Source organism: Streptomyces sp. WAC 01529 (genome assembly GCF_003945545.1).
In the GTDB taxonomy this organism is placed as follows: Bacteria; Actinomycetota; Actinomycetes; order Streptomycetales; family Streptomycetaceae; genus Streptomyces; species Streptomyces anatolicus.
This window is the reverse complement of record NZ_CP029617.1, coordinates 4,312,244-4,328,160: the sequence shown is the minus strand read 5'-3', so window position 1 is coordinate 4,328,160 and position 15,917 is coordinate 4,312,244. Positions and strand designations below refer to the sequence as shown.

Below are 15,917 nucleotides of genomic sequence, written 5' to 3'. Positions count from 1 at the left end.
GCTGGGCGCGCAGTTCCCCGCGCCCCTTCGGGGCGCTATTCCTCGGGGCGCAAAAGAGCGGGGCGCCCTACCGGCACTAACCCGGCGTCACCAATCTCGCCTCGTAGGCGAATACCGCAGCCTGCGTACGGTCGCGTAGGCCCAGTTTTACCAGGACCCTGCTGACGTGCGTCTTGATCGTGGACTCGGCCACCACCAGGCGCGAGGCGATCTCCGCGTTCGACAGGCCCTGCGCGATGAGGACCAAGACCTCCGTCTCGCGCTCGGTGAGTTCGCCGTACTGCTGGGCCCGGGCCGCCGCCGAGAGGCGCGGGGTCTCCGCCAGCTTGGAGAACTCCGTGATCAGGCGGCGCGTCACCGTGGGGGCCAGGAGTGCCTCGCCGGACGCCACCACCCTTACGCCTTCCGCGAGTTGGCGGGCCGAGGCGTCCTTGAGGAGGAAGCCGGAGGCGCCCGCCCGCAGCGCCTGGTACACGTACTCGTCGAGGTCGAACGTGGTCAGGACGAGCACCTTGGACGTGCCCTCGGACGCGATGATCTCGCGGGTCGCCTCGATGCCGTTCAGCTCGGGCATGCGGATGTCCATCAGGACGACGTCGGGGGCGAGGTCGCGGACGCGTTCGATCGCCTCGCGGCCGTTCACCGCCTCGCCGACGACCTCGATGTCCGGCATGGCGTTGAGGAGGACGGAGAACCCCTCGCGGACCATCATCTGGTCGTCCGCGATCAGGACGCGGATCGTCATGCCCGGTCCTCCCCCGTCGAGCCGGGAGCGGCCCGGTCGGCGAGCGGCACCGGGAGGAAGACCGTGACCTCGTAGCCGCCCTCGGGTGTCGGCTCCGCCGTCATCTCGCCGTTGAGCATCGTGACGCGCTCGCGCATGCCGGTGATGCCGTGGCCCGCGCCCGGGGAGGGCTTGACCAGGCCGGTCGCCGGGCCGTTCACGACGCGCAGGCCGAGGCCGCCGAGTACGTAGCCGACCTCCACGCGGGCCGGGGCGCCCGGCGCGTGGCGCAGGCTGTTGCTGAGCGCCTCCTGCACGATGCGGTACGCCGACAGCTCGACGCCCTGCGGCAGTTCGCGCACCGCCCCCGTGATCACCTTGTCGACGGTCAGGCCCGCGTCCCGGACGTTGTCCAGGAGGCGGTCGAGGTCGGCGAGGGTCGGCTGCGGGGCGTCCGGCGCCTCGTAGTCCTCCGCCCGTACGACGCCGAGGACGCGGCGCAGCTCGGTCAGCGCGGCCACCGCGTTCTCGCGGATCGTCACGAACGCCTGCTCCAGCTCGGGCGGCGGGTTCTGTACGCGGTAGGGCGCGGCCTCGGCCTGGATGGCGACCACCGACATGTGGTGGGCGACCACGTCGTGCAGCTCGCGGGCGATCGTGGTGCGCTCCTCCAGGAGCGTGCGCTTGTCGCGCTCGATGGCGGTGACGGTGCGCTGCACGGTGACCTCGCGCTGCGCCTCGCGGCGCACGTGCACCACCGTGGTGACGAGCAGCGCGAGCGCCGAGGCGAACAGCATCTGCGGGGTGTTCGGGCTGGAGGTCCGCATCAGGACCTCGGCGCCCAGCGAGTACACCGCCGTGCCGAGCCACATCCACACGGCGGCGCGCGGGCGGGTCCGCAACGCCACCACGACCATCACCACGATGTGCGCGAAGAACGCGGGCGGCGTCCACGGCAGCCCGTCCCAGCTGTTGCCGAACGCGCCCGTGAAGGGGGCGGAGCCCAGCGAGATCCACCAGGCACCCACCGGCCTGACCAGGGTCATCAGGACGGCGAACGCCGAGACGCCCCCCATCACGAGGTAGACGCCCTCGTCGCCGCCGAGGCCCACCTGGTAGGCGAGGATCACGGTGAACAGGGCCGCCGCCACCACGAGGGCGTGCCTGTTCCAGTCCGCGTACCCGCGTATCCGCCGCGGGAGGTGCCTGCTGAACCAGCCGTCCGCGGTCCTCGGCGCCAGCGGGCGGTAGGCGAAGGCGCCGTGGATCAGTTCCTCGCGCATGCCGCCGAGGACATCCTTCACGAGGTGGTACTCGGGGCTCCGCAGGCCACTGGCCTTGAACTGCTCGCTCGTCTCGGTCACGGCTACGACGGTACGGGGGCGGCGGGCGTGGGGCGTCCGCACCAGGACGGGTCCTCGCGGGTCCGTCGCAGGTACTACCCGGCGGGTCCGGAGGGCCGCACCACTCCCGACTCGTACGCGAACACGGCGGCCTGGGTGCGGTCACGCAGGTCCAGTTTGAGCAGGATGCGGCCCACGTGGGTCTTCACGGTCTGCTCGGCGACGACCAGGTCCTCGGCTATCTCCGCGTTCGACAGGCCCCGCGCGATCAGGGCGAGTACCTCCGTCTCGCGCCCGGTCAGCTCGCCGACGCGGGACTTGAGGGGGCCGCGCGGGCCGCCGTCCATGCGGGAGAACTCGGCGATCAGGCGCCGGGTGATCCCGGGGGCCAGCAGCGCGTCCCCCGCGGCGACCACGCGGACGGCCTCGGCGAGCTGGTCCGCGGAGGCGTCCTTCAGCAGGAAGCCGGAGGCGCCCGCGCGCAGCGCCTCGTACACGTACTCGTCGAGGTCGAACGTCGTCAGGACGAGGACCCGCACCTCGGGCAGCTCGGACGTGATGCGGCGGGACGCCTCGATGCCGCTCAGCTCGGGCATGCGGATGTCCATCAGGACCACGTCGGGCGTCAGCTCGGCCACCTTGGCCACCGCGTCCCGCCCGTCGACGGCCTGGCCGACCACCTCGATGTCCGGTTCCGCGTTCAGCAGGACCGTGAAGCCCTGTCTGACCATGATCTGGTCGTCGGCGATCAGCACCCGGATCGTCTTCTTCACTGGTTTTCCCCGTTCGTCGGCAGGAAGGCGCAGACCTCGTAGCCGCCGTCCGGGAGCGGGCCCGTGGCGAGGTCCCCGCCCAGCATGGCGGCCCGCTCGCGCATCCCGAGCAGCCCGTGCCCGGCGCCCGGCGACGGCGGGGCCTGGGCGCGGGCCGCGGTGTTGGTGACGTGGACGCGCAGCCCGGGCCCGCCGTGCGCGAGGGTGATGCGCACGGTGGAGCCCGGCGCGTGGCGGATGGCGTTGCTCAGCGCCTCCTGCACGATGCGGTAGGCCGACAGGTCCACGCCGGGCGGCAGCGTGCGCCGCTCCCCGGTGTCCTCGCGGTGGACGGTGAGCCCGGCCAGGCGGGCGTTGTCGACGAGGCCGTCGAGACGGTCCAGGCCGGGCAGCGGGGCCTGCGGCGCGGAGCCGGGGTCCTCGGGGTCCTCCGCGCGCAGGACACCGAGGATGCGGCGGAGTTCGGTGAGGGCCTCCAGGGCGTTTCCCCTGATGCCCGCGAGGTTCTCCCTCAGCTCCTCGGGCGGGTCCTCGACCAGGTGCGGGGCCACCTGCGCCTGGATGGAGATCACGGACATGTGGTGGGCGACCACGTCGTGCAGTTCGCGGGCGATACGGCTGCGCTCCTCCAGGAGCATGCGGCGGGCGCGCTCCTCGGCGGTGAGGGTCTCCTGCTCGACGAGCCGGCTGCGGACCTCGCGGCGGCCGCGCAGCAGCGTGCCGATGAGGGTGAGGGCTCCGAAGATGAATACCGAGAGCGGCACCGTCGTGTCGTACGGGCCCGGGCCGGTCGTCTGCTGCACCAGGATCGGCACGCCGACGCTGACGACGAACGCCCCCGCGGCGGCCCGGGCCGGCAGCCGCAGCGCGAGCAGCAGCGTCACACCTGCGTGCGTGATGAACGAGGGCGGCGTCCACGGCCAGGGCTCGGCGCCCCGGCCGACGGGGATCGTCGCCTCGGCGGCGATGAGCATGCTCACCGTGAGGGACAGCCACCACGCGGGGACCGGGCGCACCAGGGCGAGCAGGAGGGCCACGGCCTGCGCGGCGCTCGTGAACGTGACCAGGGTGGGGCCCAGGTGGTAGTTGTCCCGTGCCTGGTGGGCGTTGCCGATCGTCGTGCCGATGGCGACGCACAGGATCACGAAGTGCGGGGCCCAGCGCAGTCGGCGCGACCTGGCGAGCGGCGGCAGCGGCATGGGCGCCACGGTCCACAGCTCGGCGCCGAGCCCGCGGAGCCCGACCCCCAGGGTCCGGTCCACCCGCTCTGTGTCGCCGCGCCCGCGGCCCCCGCGCTCCACAAGATCAACTCTAACCACGCCGCGCCGCCTCCCCTTCCGTCCCGGTCGCCGTCTCCGACGCCCCGGGGGAGCGGTGCACGCGCACCACCCGGGAGGCTCCCCCGCGCCGCTTCGGGCGCCCTCGCTCGTACGTGAGGAACGCCGCCCGGCAGACCGCGAGCGCCACCGCGAACACCGGCAGCCACGCGAGGCGCGCCGCCACCCAGCCGAGCCCGTCCGGCACCGTGTGCAGGCCCGGCAGCGGGCCTCCGGTGAGCAGACCGAGTGCGGTGACCGCCATCAGTGCCGTCTGGTGCCAGAGGAACACCGTCATCGCGGAGAGGTTGACGAGGGCCACCGCCGCCCAGGCCGCGGGCCTGCGCGTCCACCGGGCCAGGGGCTCCCGCAGCAGCAGCGCGAGGCCGCACTGGGCGAGGCCGAAGGCGACGGCGGCCAGGGTGGGCGGGTCGAGGTTCGACACCGCATCGCCGGGGACGCCGACCATCGAGGCGGGATAGCCGCCCCACCGCACAAGACCGGCCGCGGCCGCAGCGCCGCCGACCAGCAGCACCCGCCCCGAGCGCCGCGTCAGCTCGCCCCGTGCCCAGGCCGTGCCCAGTGTCCAGGGCACGAGCCAGCCCGCCGCCACGTTGACCCAGCCGAGCCAGGCCGGGCCGCCGAAGCCGAACCGTACGAGGTCCACGTGGAGTACGACCGCCAGCGGCCACAGCGGGTTGAGCCGCGCCACCAGCGGGGTCGCCGCGGTGAGGGCGGCGAGGACGAGCAGGAACCACAGCGGGGAGAGCGCCAGTTTGAGCAGCGTGTGCGCCGTGTCCGGGCCCGCGCCCGACAGGAGCAGGCACACCCCTATGACGCTCCACACGGACAGGACCGCGGTGACCGGCCTGAAGAGGCGGCCGAGCCGGGCCGTGAGCCACGGCAGGTAGCCGCTTCCCCGCGCCCGCGCCGACGCGAGGCTCTTCGCCGCCACGTGCCCGCCCACCAGGAAGAACACGGCGAGCGTCTGGAAGATCCAGGAGACCGGCGCGAGCCACGGCAGGTACCGCAGCGGGCTCGCGGCGCGCAGCGCGCCGCCGTCCGCCACCAGGGCGGTGACCAGCCAGTGGCCGCCGACCACGCCGAGGACGGCCAGGGCCCGCAGGGCGTCGACGGCACGGTCCCGGTCGGCGGGCGTGGCGGCCTCGATGTGCCGGATGTTCCTGGCCAGTTGCCGCACGGTTCCGCGTACGAACTCACGCATCGGTGACCTCCGATCCGTCCCCGCGCACGATCCGCGCGAGGTTCTCCAGCGGGACGGATCCGGGTGCGAGGTAGTCGCTGTGGCCGCCGCCGCCCGCCTCGAAGACGCGCGCCCCGAAGCCGCCGGAGACCGGGTCGGTGCCGAAGCCGAACGTGGTGCCGAAGACGTCGGCGCTGGTGTGCGGCACCTCGGCGATCCAGTCGCCGCCTCCGCGACCCGCCCAGATCCGGGCCGGGGTGCGCAGGTCGGCCGCCTTGTCGGCGCCGGTGCCGGGGCTGGCGAAGAACGCGATGTCGGCGACGTCCAGGGTGCTCGGCCCGGAGGCCGCGCTCGCGCACACCACCGAGCCGTAGGAGTGGCAGAGCAGGGACACGCGCGCGTGGGCGTTGATGCCGTGCAGTTCGGCCACGAAGGAGCGCAGCGCGGGTGCCGCCGCGTCCGCGCGGCCCGTGGTCAGCACGGCGGGGCTGACCGTGCCCGGTGTCTCGTACCCGAGCCAGGCCACCACGGCCGTGCGCGGACCCAGCTCGCCGTGGAGGGCGCGGGCGCCGGAGCGCAGCCTGCCGTACGAGTCGAGGGACGTGTCCGAACCCGGCACCAGGACGGCGACGCGCTCGGCGTCCGCCAGGTCACCGAAGACCTCGGCGGTGCGGCCCGCGCCCCGCCCGTCGAAGACGAGGAAGCGCCGGTCGGGGGAGGCCATGGCGCGCAGTTCGGCGGCCCGCTCCCGTGCGCCGTACCGCTCGGCCATCTCGGCCGCCTCGGCGGCGTTCGCCCTGTTCTCCTCGTACGCGGCGGTCAGCTCCGGTGCCGTGACCCGGCCGAGGGAGGCGGGGGCGGGGGCCGGGATCTCGGGGCGCGCCGCGCCCGAAAGCGGGAACGCCACCGCCACGGTGACACCGGCCGCCAGCAGAGTGCGGCGCAGCCGCCCGGCCCTGATCCTCATCGCGCTTCCCTTCCACCGCGCGGGCCGGTCCTCCGACTCGCGTCCATGGAAGGGAAGTTATGGATCAGGTGCCGTCGACCACATCACACCGGGGTATACAGCCGCCGCGTAGCTCTCAGGTATTACGGGTATCCCCGGGGGCCACCCCAGGGCCGGGAGGCGGTCTCCCCCGGAGTCAGAACGCCAGCTGCGCGATCTCCTCCGCGACCACCGCGCACGCGTCTGCCGCCGGGTCGATCAGCGGGAAGTGCCCCACGTCCTCAAGGAGGGTGAGGCCCACGACCTCGCCCGCCCTGGCCGCCGCGTCGGCGTACGCCTCGGCGACGGCCTGCGGCACCACGATGTCCTCGCGGCCCTGCACGACGGTCGTGGCGATGCCCGTCGGGAGCAGCGCGGCCGGGTCGGCGTACGGCAGCCGCTCGTCGAACTTGCCCTTTCCGCCCAGAAGTTGGGCCGACGCCCCGCCGCAGACCTCCAGCGCCTCGGCGACCTTGAGGTCCGCGATCGGCGCGAGCGCGACGACGCCGCGCAGCGGGGCCGGGCGTTCGGTGCGCCAGGGCGCGTCGGCGGGCAGCAGGTGGCGCCCGGCCGCCCACAGCGCGAGGTGGCCGCCGGCCGAGTGCCCGGTGACGACCGTGCGGCGCGGGTCGGCCGCCGGCAGGGCGGTCCGTACGAGCGAGGGGAGCGCGTCGAGGGCGGCGGCCACGTCGTCGAAGGTCTCCGGCCAGCGCCCGGCCACCGGGGCCGTTCCGCCCTGGGCGGGGATGGGGCTGCCCCTGCGGTACTCCACGTTGGCGACCGCGAAGCCCCGGCGGGCGAGGAAGTCCACGAACGGCGTGAGGTGCCGACGGTCGTAGGGCGCGCGCCAGGCCCCGCCGTGCAGGGCGACGACCAGCGGGGCGGGCCGGGCCGTGTCGCCTCGGGGCGCGTAGAAGTCGATGACCTGGTCGGGGTGGTCGCCGTAGGCGGCGGTGGCGTCCGGCTCCACGTGGGGATGCGAGAAGGCGGCTTCGGCCTCGGCGGCATCGCGGGCCACGGCGGCGTCGTCCGGCATGCGGCAACCTCTCAACGGCAGTGCGGCTGCCTCAACGGCAGTGCGGCTGGCGGGTCCGTCCCGTCCCTCCGGCGCGCGGAGGAACGGGACCAAGATCCGCCGGACGCTATCAGTCCCGCGTACGCGCGGGCATCACGCGTCCAGGGTCTGCGCGAGGACGCGCGCGGCCCGCTCGGCGTCGGCGAAGGAGACGTACAACGGGGTGAACCCGAAGCGCAGTACGTCCGGCGCGCGGAAGTCGCCGACCACACCCCGCTCGATCAGGCGCTTCATGACGTCCCCCGCGCCCTCGCAGCGCAGCGCGACCTGGCTGCCGCGCTCGGCGTGCGCCTCCGGGGTGATCGACTCCACCCGCCCCTTCGGTACGTACGCCTCGACGCATCGCAGGAAGAAGTCGGTCAGGGCGAGCGACTTGGCCCGCACCGCCTCGACCGGGACGCCGTCCCAGACATCGAGGGCCGCTTCCAGGGCGAGCATCGAGAGGATGTCGGGCGTGCCGACGCGACCGCGCGTGACGCCGTGCGCCGCCTCGAATTCGGGGCGCATGCCGAAGGGCTCGACGTGCGAGGTCCAGCCGGGCAGCGGCGAGTCGAAGCGCGCCTGGTGCTCCTCGCGCACATAGAGGTACGCGGGCGAACCGGGGCCGCCGTTCAGGTACTTGTACGTGCAGCCGACCGCGAGGTCCACGCCGTGCGCGTCCAGGCCCACGGGCAGGGCGCCCGCCGTGTGGCACAGGTCCCAGACGGCGAGGGCGCCCGCCGCGCGCACGGCCGCCGTCAGGCCCGGCAGGTCGTGCAGGCGTCCCGTGCGGTAGTCGGCGTGGTTGAGCAGCACGGCCGCCGTGCGGGAGCTGACGGCGGCGGGCACCTCGGCCGGGGCGAGCGGGGTCAGGCGGCAGCCGGTGAGGCGGGCCGCGGACTGTGCGATGTACCCGTCCGTGGGGAAGGTCGTGGCGTCAACGATGATCTCGTCGCGCCCCTCACCCGGGTGACCGGCGCTCCCGGAAGCACCCGCGCCCGGGTGACCGCCGTCCTCGCCGCGCGCCAGGCGTACGGCACCCACCAGCGCCTTGAAGACGTTCACGCTCGTCGAGTCGCCGACCACGATCTGGCCCGGCGCGGCGCCGACCAGCGGGGCGATGCGGTCGCCGATCCGCTCGGGCGCGGCCCACCAGCCGCTCTCGTCCCAGGAGCGGATGCGCAGCTCGCCCCACTGGCGGGCGATGACGTCCGCGACGCGGCCCGGCACGTGCGCGGGCAGGGCGCCCAGGGAGTTGCCGTCCAGGTAGACGGTGTCGTCCAGGACGAACTCGGCGCGCTTGCCCCGCAGTTCGTCGGCGGCGTCCAGGGACCGCGCCTCGGCGCGCAGACCGGCCGCCGCGCCACGCTGCTCGGGCACGGCCCCCGCCTGTTCGAAGACGGCTCGGTCAGACATGGCTCCTCGCCGTCCACAGCTCGGGGAAGACGTTCTTCGTCGCGCGCTTCTCCAGCCAGGCCACGCCCGCCGAGCCGCCCGTGCCCGTCTTGGAGCCCATCGCGCGGCGCGTGGCGACCAGGTGGTCGTTGCGCCAGCGCCAGACCAGCTCGGCCACGTCCGTCAACGTCTCGCCGAGGCGGGCCAGTTCGCCGCTCTCGTCGCCCGAGTACAGCTCGGCCCAGACGGCCTCGACCTCGGGCGAGGGCTCGTACTTCTTCGACAGATCGCGCTCCATGACCTCGGCCGGGATCGCATACCCGCGGCGGGAGAGCAGCCTGAGCACCTCGTCGTACAGGCTCGGCTCGTGCAGCGCCTTCTCCAGCTCCGCGTGGACGCGCGGCGCGCCCCGGTGCGGGACCAGCATGGACGCCGACTTGTCGCCGAGCAGGAACTCCATGCGGCGGTACATCGCGGACTGGAATCCGGAGCCCTCGCCGAGCGCGCTGCGGTAGGAGTTGAACTGCCCCGGGGTCAGTCCGGCGAGCGGCGTCCAGGAGTGGTTCAGGGCCTCCAGCTCACGGATGCTGCGCTTGAGCGCGGCCACGGCGACCGGGATGTCGTCGCTGCGCAGGGCGCGCGCGGCGGTCTCCCACTCGTGGACGATGACGGTGAACCACAACTCCATGACCTGGGTGGTGACCAGGAAGACCATCTCGCCGGGGTCGTCCGAGCGCAGCTGCTGGAGGTGGGTGAGGACGTCCGCCTGGACGTAGTCCTCGTACGGGGTGGTGCCGGCGAAGTCGAGGTTGGGGGCCTCGTGCGCCTCGGGGGGCGTCTCGCGGGCCTCGGTGGGCATCTCGCGCGCCTCGGTGGGCGTCTCATGCGCCTGTGGGGACATCGCTGTCTCCTCGTACGTACTCCGGGTAGCGGTCCGCCCCTGCCGTTACCGGCACGGGGGCCCCGGTCCCCACCGGAATCTTCTGCAACTTTCCCCGAAACGGCAAGGCACACCCGTTCGGAAAACGCACCTAAAGCTGTACGCTGCTGTCGGCGGCGCCCTCTTGCACACGGCGCCGCTCCCGGCAGGCCCGCAGGTGGGCGGCGTTCCCGCAGCCCCGCACCGAGTGCCAGACGCCGCTGTTGTTCCGGGAGCGGTCGTAGAACGCGGTGGCGCAGGCGGGGTTGCGGCAGATCTTCAGGCGCCGCCAGACGCCCGAGGCCTGGGCGAGCAGCGCCTCGGCGAGCACGGCGGAGGCCAGCCAGCGCGCGCCCGCCCCCTCCGGCTCCACGGTCAGCGTGCCGTCGCCCGCGAGCCCGACGACGACGGGCGCGGAGGTGAAGCGCACCGCGGCCCCGCTCCGGTCCCCCGCGGCGAGCGCGCGCCGCACCTGGTCGCGCAGGCAGCGCAGCTTCGGCAGGTCCTCGTCGGTCAGGACGAGGTGCACGTCGGCCCTGCCCGTCTCGCGGGCCCAGCCGCGCACGGCCGCGTCGGCCCACTCCTGGGCGGCGCCCAGCGCGCCGTCGGCCAGCAGGTCGGGCAGGTCGGCGGGGCCGGGGCGGCAGGCGGGCGCGGTGTTCAGGAGCTCCTGGACGAGGGCGAGGCCGCCGGGCGCGGAGGTCAGGTGGTGGCGCTCGGTCGCTGGCCAGTTCATGTCCTTCAAGGTACCCGCCCGTACGAGGACACGGGCAATCGGCTTACAGTGCTGTCAGAACGTAGAACGTCATCCGCACCGAAAGCCCAGGAGGGCCGCATGGAAGCCACGGAAGCGACGCAGGAAGCCTCGGGAGCCAGGGGGGTCGCCGGGACCGCGGGCGCGGACGCGGGGACGGGCGCGGACGCCTCACGCGCCGCCCGCCTCCTCGGCCGCCCCTTCGACATCAACGGCCTCACCCTGCCCAACCGCATCGCCATGGCCCCCATGACCCGCGAGTTCTCGCCCGGGGGCGTGCCGGGCGCGGACGTCGCCGAGTACTACGCGCGCCGCGCGGCGGGCGGCGTCGGCCTGATCGTCACCGAGGGCACCTACGTCGACCACGCCTCGGCCGGCAGCAGCCACCGCGTCCCCCACTTCTACGGCGAGGCGGCCCTCGCGGGCTGGCAGAAGGTCGCCGACGCCGTGCACGCGGCGGGCGGGAAGATCGTCCCGCAGCTCTGGCACGTGGGCGCGACCCGCGACGAGGGCCAGGGCCCGATCCCCTCGGCGCCTCCGGCGGGCCCCTCCGGCCTCTCCCTCGACGGCGAGGCCAAGGGGCACGCGATGACCGGCGCCGACATCGACGCGGTGATCGCCGCCTTCGCCGACAGCGCGGCCGCCGCCGAGCGGATCGGCTTCGACGGGGTCGAACTGCACGGCGCGCACGGCTACTTGATCGACCAGTTCCTCTGGGGCACCACCAACCGGCGCACCGACGGCTACGGCGGTGACCTCGCCTCCCGCACCCGCTTCGCCCGCGAGATCGTCGAGGCGGTGCGGGGTGCGGTCTCGCCGTCCTTCCCCGTGATCTTCCGGCTCTCCCAGTGGAAGGCGAACGCGTTCGACGCGAAGCTGGCCGCCGACCCCGCCGAGCTGGAGTCCCTGCTGGCCCCGCTGGCCGCGGCGGGCGTCGACGCCTTCCACGCCTCCACGCGGCGCTACTGGCTCCCCGAGTTCGAGGGCAGCGACCTGAACCTCGCGGGCTGGGTCAAGAAGCTCACCGGCAGGGCCACGCTGTCCGTGGGCTCGGTCGGCCTCGACAAGGAGTTCGTGGGGCCGCAGGGGTGGGCCAAGGAGACGGTGTCCACGGGGATCGACCTGCTCCTCGACCGCATGGAGCGGGACGAGTTCGACGTGATCGCGGTGGGCCGCGCACTTATCGCGGACGCCGCGTGGGCCAACAAGGCGCTTACTGGCCGCTTGGCCCAGGCGGCACCCTATGACGCGCGCTCGCTGCGCGAGCTGCGCTAGCTCTCCGCCTGCGGGCCGGACGTGGCTGGTCGCGCAGTTCCCCGCGCCCCTTCGGGGCGCTCCAGCGAGAACAAGAGCCCGAGCCCGGAGGGCGATCGACGGGACGGCAGTGCGGGCCCGCCGTGGCTGGTCGCGCCCACGCGGCGGAGCCGCACATGTGACAGCCCCGCGCCCCTTCGGGGCGCGGGGGCCCGCCCAAGGTCAGCCCAGCGTGGTCGCCGCGGTCTCCGAGGAGTCACGCAAGAAGCCCGCGCAGCGCTCGTACTCCTCCTGCTCGCCGATCGACTGCGCCGCCCGCGCCAGCGCGTGCAGCGCCCGCAGGAAGCCGCGGTTCGGCTCGTGCTCCCACGGGACCGGGCCGTGGCCCTTCCAGCCGCTGCGGCGCAGGGCGTCGAGGCCGCGGTGGTAGCCCGTGCGGGCGTACGCGTACGACTCGACGACGCTGCCCCGCTCAAACGCCTCGTCGGCGAGCTGCGCCCAGGCGAGGGAGGACGTGGGGTACTTGGCGGCGACGTCGGCGGGCGCCGTGCCGTTCGCGAGCAGCTCGCGCGGCTCCGGGTCGTCGGGCAGGTGGGTCGGGGGCGGTCCCCCGAGCAGATCCTTGTGAATGGCCATGGGTCCCAGTCTGCTCCATGGCGGTACGGCGAAGGCCCCGGGTCACCCGACCCGGGGCCTTCGCGGCGTGAAGCGGGGGTACTACTTCAGCTTCGTGCCCGTGGAGCGCAGGTTCGCGCACGCCTCGGTGACGCGCTTGGCCATGCCCGCCTCGGCGAGCTTGCCCCAGGTGCGCGGGTCGTACGTCTTCTTCGAGCCGACCTCGCCGTCGACCTTCAGGACACCGTCGTAGTTCTTGAACATGTGGTCCGCGACGGGCCGCGTGAACGCGTACTGCGTGTCGGTGTCCAGGTTCATCTTCACGACGCCGTTCTCCAGCGCGGTGGCGATCTCCTCGGCGGTGGAGCCGGAGCCGCCGTGGAAGACGAAGTCGAACGGGGACTGCTTGCCGTACTTGGCGCCCACGCCCTCCTGGAGGTCCTTCAGCAGCTCGGGACGGAGGACCACGTTGCCCGGCTTGTAGACGCCGTGGACGTTGCCGAAGGACGCGGCGAGCAGGTAGCGGCCCTTGTCGCCGAGGCCCAGCGCCTCGGCGGTGCGCAGCGCGTCGTCGACGGTCGTGTACAGCTCGTCGTTGATCTCGTGGCTGACGCCGTCCTCCTCGCCGCCGGTCGGGGTGATCTCGACCTCAAGGATGATCTTCGCGGCGGCGGCCTTCGCGAGCAGCTCCTGGCCGATGGCCAGGTTGTCGGCGAGGGTCTCGGCGGAGCCGTCCCACATGTGCGACTGGAAGAGCGGGTTCCGGCCGGCCTTGACGCGCTCGGCGGAGACGTCGAGCAGCGGGCGGACATAGCCGTCCAGCTTGTCCTTGGGGCAGTGGTCGGTGTGGAGCGCGACCGTGATGTCGTACTTCGCGGCGACGATGTGCGCGAACTCGGCGAGCGCGACCGCGCCGGTCACCATGTCCTTGCTGTACTGGCCGCCCAGGAACTCCGCGCCACCGGTGGAGATCTGGATGATGCCGTCGCTCTCGGCCTCCGCGAAACCGCGCAGCGCGGCGTGCAGGGTCTGCGAGGAGGTCACGTTGATGGCCGGGTAGGCGAACTTGCCTGCCTTCGCCCGGTCGAGCATCTCGTTGTAGACCTCGGGAGTTGCGATGGGCATGTGTCCGCTCCTTGTGATGTGCGGGTAGGGGTGCTGTGCTGCTTGACCCTGACCTGGGGGCGACGACATCGTCGCCCCCATCTTTCCAGACTCGGCCGCCGGTCCGGGCGCTGCCGTCAGTCCAGTCCGAGGTCGTCCTTCGAGTACGCGAAGAGGTACGGCACGCCCGCGCCCTCGGTGATCTTCTCGCCCGCGCCGGTGGCGCGGTCCACGATGGTGGCGACGCCGACGACCTCGGCGCCCGCCTCACGGACGGCCTCGACGGCGGTGAGCGGCGAGCCGCCGGTGGTGGAGGTGTCCTCGACGACGAGCACGCGGCGGCCCTTGATGTCCGGGCCCTCGACGCGGCGCTGCATGCCGTGCGCCTTGGCGGCCTTGCGGACCACGAAGGCGTCCAGGCGCTTGCCGCGCGCGGCGGAGGCGTGCAGCATCGCGCCGGCGACCGGGTCGGCGCCCATGGTCAGGCCGCCCACCGCGTCGAAGTCGAGGTCGGCGGTGAGGTCGAGCAGCACCTGGCCGACCAGGGGGGCGGCCTCGCCGTCGAGGGTGATGCGGCGCAGGTCGATGTAGTAGTCGGCCTCGAGACCCGAGGAGAGGGTCACCTTGCCGTGCACCACGGCCTTGTCCTTGATCTGCTGGAGCAGAGCGCCACGTACGTCGTCAGTCATGCCTGTCAGCTTAAAGCCGCGTCCAGGTCCAGGTCGTCGCCGTCTCCAGCGGTTCGATCGGGGTGACGAGGCGCGGCGCGGTGTTGAGTCCGTTGGGCGGCCCGGTCTGCGGCTCCACGCACACCGCGGCCTCCTGCTCGTCGTAGACGACGACCCACTGCTCGCGGCTGGCGACGTTCACCGCGAGCCGCCCGGGCCAGGTCAGCGTCACGTCGACGCCGTCGGGCATGCCGAAGCAGTCGTCCCAGGGGCCGGGCCCGGGGTCGATACGGCGGCCGGTGGGGAGGTGGTCGTCGCCGCGCTCCTCCTGCCAGGCGGGGGTGAAGTCGATCCGTACGGGCTCGCCGCCGCCGTCCAGGGAGCGGTTGAACCACGGGTGCCAGCCCGCCTGCGCGGGGAAGGACTCGCCGTACGTCTCGATGCCGAGGCGCAGCGTCAGCGCCTCCTCGGTCAGCTCCACGATCTGGGTGACGCGGCCGGGGTAGGGCCAGGGGTCGGTGAGGTCGTACGTGAAGACGGCCTCGGTCTTCGAGGTGCGCGCCGTGCGCCATGCGGCGTCACGGGCGAAGCCGTGGATGGCGTGCGGCGGGGAGTTCAGGGGCATCTGGTGGACGGTCGCGCCGTCGCGGAACCGTCCGTTCTCGGTCCGGCCGCACCAGGGCACCATCGGGAAGCTGCCGTACCGCTCCCCCTGCCTCAGCAGCTCGACGCCGTCGATGCGCAGGCTGCCGATGCGGCAGCCGTTGCCCGGCTGCACGGTCACTTCCGCGTCGCCCGCGGTCAGGGTCACGTCTTCGGTACTCACGGGCCCGACCCTACGGTGTACGCGCTCAGCGGCGGCGGCGCAGGGCCCTGCCGACCACGATGGCAGAGGCGAGCGCGAGGGCGGCGGCGGGGGCGGCCCAGCGGAGCGTGGCGCGGGAGGCCAGCGCCTCGGGGGCGGGCGCGGGGGCGTACCTGCCGCGGGGCGGGGCGTGGTCGACCTCCTCGGCGCTGCGGCCGATCATCGTGCGGCGGGCGTGCGCGGCCTCGGCGGGCGGGACGTCGATGTCGCTCACGTCGTCCTCGATGCCGTCGATGTCCTCGATGCCGTCGAGACCACCGATGTCCTCGGCGTCGTCGATGTCGTCGGCGTCGTCGGCGTCGTCGACGTCATCCAGGTCCTCGACGTCGTCCACCTCGTCGAGATCTTCGGCGTCGTCCGCCTCATCGCTCAGCCGGTCGAGGGACGGCGGCGGCACCTCGGTCTCGAAGACGGTGGGAGGCGCGGGCCGCGGCTCGGCGGGCTCGGCCGGGCCGGAGTCCGCGGGCGCCGCTTCCGCAAGGCCCTCCGCGAACCGTTCGAGGAGCCTGCGCACAGCGGATTCCACAGCCTGTGGAGAACTCTCCGTGATCCGGCCGTCGGCGTCGGCCGTCCCGCCGAACACGACGGTCGTCCCCGCGGAGGCCGGCATGAGCCGCACGGTCAGCGAGAGCCGCACGGAACCGGAGCCGCGCACCTCCGCGCCCTCGCCCTCGATCGCGTACGCCCCGGCACCGCGGCCCACGACCCGCGCCACGCCCCGGTACGTGATGGTGTGCCCCCCGACGCGCACCTTGAGGCGGCCGGAGAGCGGGCCCGCCGTCTCCTCCGCGTCGCGCTGAAGCCCGGGCACCGCCCCCGCGACCCGCTCGGGGTCTGCCAGGACCTGCCGGAGCCGCTCTGCCGAAACCGGAACGAACACCTCATGCTCCATGGCAGTCGAGCCTACCCACGCACTCGTCTTTATGTACGCCTCTTCGCCTGAC

Annotated in this window: 16 protein-coding genes; 1 reads left to right on the top strand and 15 read right to left on the bottom strand. The window is 73.6% G+C overall.

Annotated elements, in window-relative coordinates; all coding sequences use genetic code 11:
• Positions 1-76: 76 nt before the first annotated feature.
• The 10 genes from DMA15_RS19530 to DMA15_RS19485 form a co-directional block, all read right to left on the bottom strand.
• Positions 77-745 carry a response regulator transcription factor gene (locus DMA15_RS19530; RefSeq protein WP_125514084.1) on the bottom strand — a complete coding sequence of 223 codons (669 nt, stop codon included), beginning with the start codon at positions 743-745 and terminating at the stop codon, positions 77-79.
• Complete coding sequence (locus DMA15_RS19525; RefSeq protein ID WP_125517882.1) at positions 742-2,007, bottom strand: histidine kinase; 1,266 nt, start codon at positions 2,005-2,007, stop codon at positions 742-744. Before DMA15_RS19525 ends, DMA15_RS19530 begins: the two co-directional genes overlap by 4 nt.
• A 155-nt stretch (positions 2,008-2,162) precedes the next feature.
• Positions 2,163-2,840 (bottom strand): response regulator transcription factor, encoded by a 678-nt coding sequence (locus tag DMA15_RS19520; protein ID WP_276314356.1) that lies wholly within the window; start codon positions 2,838-2,840, stop codon positions 2,163-2,165.
• The gene (locus tag DMA15_RS19515; protein ID WP_240659856.1) at positions 2,837-4,102 is read right to left on the bottom strand and encodes a sensor histidine kinase; all 1,266 of its coding nucleotides are present in this window, start codon (positions 4,100-4,102) and stop codon (positions 2,837-2,839) included. Before DMA15_RS19515 ends, DMA15_RS19520 begins: the two co-directional genes overlap by 4 nt.
• 49 nt (positions 4,103-4,151) lie before the next feature.
• Positions 4,152-5,381, bottom strand: a complete 1,230-nt coding sequence (locus DMA15_RS19510) for an acyltransferase (protein ID WP_125514083.1) — start codon at positions 5,379-5,381, stop codon at positions 4,152-4,154.
• Positions 5,374-6,327: an alpha/beta hydrolase gene (locus DMA15_RS19505; RefSeq protein ID WP_125514082.1), complete on the bottom strand. Its 954-nt coding sequence runs from the start codon at positions 6,325-6,327 to the stop codon at positions 5,374-5,376. Before DMA15_RS19505 ends, DMA15_RS19510 begins: the two co-directional genes overlap by 8 nt.
• 175 nt (positions 6,328-6,502) lie before the next feature.
• Positions 6,503-7,381: an alpha/beta hydrolase gene (locus tag DMA15_RS19500; RefSeq protein WP_125514081.1), complete on the bottom strand. Its 879-nt coding sequence runs from the start codon at positions 7,379-7,381 to the stop codon at positions 6,503-6,505.
• Between the two features lie 132 nt (positions 7,382-7,513).
• Complete coding sequence (gene kynU, locus DMA15_RS19495; protein WP_125514080.1) at positions 7,514-8,815, bottom strand: kynureninase; 1,302 nt, start codon at positions 8,813-8,815, stop codon at positions 7,514-7,516.
• Positions 8,808-9,653: a tryptophan 2,3-dioxygenase family protein gene (locus tag DMA15_RS19490; protein ID WP_125517879.1), complete on the bottom strand. Its 846-nt coding sequence runs from the start codon at positions 9,651-9,653 to the stop codon at positions 8,808-8,810. The genes kynU and DMA15_RS19490 overlap by 8 nt, the downstream gene beginning before the upstream one ends.
• Before the next feature lie 172 nt (positions 9,654-9,825).
• Positions 9,826-10,449 (bottom strand): CGNR zinc finger domain-containing protein, encoded by a 624-nt coding sequence (locus DMA15_RS19485; protein ID WP_125514079.1) that lies wholly within the window; start codon positions 10,447-10,449, stop codon positions 9,826-9,828.
• Between the two features lie 99 nt (positions 10,450-10,548).
• On the opposite strand from DMA15_RS19485, the gene DMA15_RS19480 reads away from it, so the two are divergent.
• Positions 10,549-11,742: an NADH:flavin oxidoreductase gene (locus DMA15_RS19480; RefSeq protein WP_125514078.1), complete on the top strand. Its 1,194-nt coding sequence runs from the start codon at positions 10,549-10,551 to the stop codon at positions 11,740-11,742.
• Positions 11,743-11,943: 201 nt separating this feature from the next.
• Here DMA15_RS19480 and DMA15_RS19475 read toward each other — a convergent pair whose 3' ends face one another.
• The 5 genes from DMA15_RS19475 to DMA15_RS19455 all read right to left on the bottom strand — a co-directional run bounded on the left by DMA15_RS19475 (position 11,944) and on the right by DMA15_RS19455 (position 15,865).
• The gene (locus DMA15_RS19475; protein WP_125514077.1) at positions 11,944-12,357 is read right to left on the bottom strand and encodes a DUF3151 domain-containing protein; all 414 of its coding nucleotides are present in this window, start codon (positions 12,355-12,357) and stop codon (positions 11,944-11,946) included.
• A gap of 81 nt (positions 12,358-12,438) precedes the next feature.
• Entirely contained in the window at positions 12,439-13,461 is a 1,023-nt protein-coding gene (gene fbaA / locus DMA15_RS19470) for a class II fructose-bisphosphate aldolase (RefSeq protein ID WP_125514076.1), read from the bottom strand.
• Between the two features lie 116 nt (positions 13,462-13,577).
• A complete protein-coding gene (pyrE, locus tag DMA15_RS19465; protein ID WP_125514075.1) occupies positions 13,578-14,129 on the bottom strand; it encodes an orotate phosphoribosyltransferase in 552 nt (183 codons plus the stop codon).
• Positions 14,130-14,139: 10 nt separating this feature from the next.
• Entirely contained in the window at positions 14,140-14,934 is a 795-nt protein-coding gene (locus DMA15_RS19460; protein ID WP_125514074.1) for an aldose 1-epimerase, read from the bottom strand.
• A 25-nt stretch (positions 14,935-14,959) separates the two neighbouring features.
• Positions 14,960-15,865 carry an SRPBCC family protein gene (locus DMA15_RS19455; RefSeq protein WP_125514073.1) on the bottom strand — a complete coding sequence of 302 codons (906 nt, stop codon included), beginning with the start codon at positions 15,863-15,865 and terminating at the stop codon, positions 14,960-14,962.
• Positions 15,866-15,917 lie beyond the last annotated feature (52 nt).

What these genes read in the sequence shown, in the direction of transcription:
- DMA15_RS19530 (WP_125514084.1), bottom strand. Translation starts at nt 745, where the DNA reads ATGACGATCCGCGTCCTGATCGCGGACGACCAGATGATGGTCCGCGAG.
- DMA15_RS19525 (WP_125517882.1), bottom strand. Translation starts at nt 2,007, where the DNA reads ATGCGCGAGGAACTGATCCACGGCGCCTTCGCCTACCGCCCGCTGGCG.
- DMA15_RS19510 (WP_125514083.1), bottom strand. Translation starts at nt 5,381, where the DNA reads ATGCGTGAGTTCGTACGCGGAACCGTGCGGCAACTGGCCAGGAACATC.
- DMA15_RS19505 (WP_125514082.1), bottom strand. Translation starts at nt 6,327, where the DNA reads ATGAGGATCAGGGCCGGGCGGCTGCGCCGCACTCTGCTGGCGGCCGGT.
- DMA15_RS19500 (WP_125514081.1), bottom strand. Translation starts at nt 7,381, where the DNA reads ATGCCGGACGACGCCGCCGTGGCCCGCGATGCCGCCGAGGCCGAAGCC.
- kynU (WP_125514080.1), bottom strand. Translation starts at nt 8,815, where the DNA reads ATGTCTGACCGAGCCGTCTTCGAACAGGCGGGGGCCGTGCCCGAGCAG.
- DMA15_RS19490 (WP_125517879.1), bottom strand. Translation starts at nt 9,653, where the DNA reads ATGCCCACCGAGGCCCGCGAGACGCCCCCCGAGGCGCACGAGGCCCCC.
- DMA15_RS19485 (WP_125514079.1), bottom strand. Translation starts at nt 10,449, where the DNA reads ATGAACTGGCCAGCGACCGAGCGCCACCACCTGACCTCCGCGCCCGGC.
- DMA15_RS19480 (WP_125514078.1), top strand. Translation starts at nt 10,549, where the DNA reads ATGGAAGCCACGGAAGCGACGCAGGAAGCCTCGGGAGCCAGGGGGGTC.
- DMA15_RS19475 (WP_125514077.1), bottom strand. Translation starts at nt 12,357, where the DNA reads ATGGCCATTCACAAGGATCTGCTCGGGGGACCGCCCCCGACCCACCTG.
- fbaA (WP_125514076.1), bottom strand. Translation starts at nt 13,461, where the DNA reads ATGCCCATCGCAACTCCCGAGGTCTACAACGAGATGCTCGACCGGGCG.
- pyrE (WP_125514075.1), bottom strand. Translation starts at nt 14,129, where the DNA reads ATGACTGACGACGTACGTGGCGCTCTGCTCCAGCAGATCAAGGACAAG.
- DMA15_RS19455 (WP_125514073.1), bottom strand. Translation starts at nt 15,865, where the DNA reads ATGGAGCATGAGGTGTTCGTTCCGGTTTCGGCAGAGCGGCTCCGGCAG.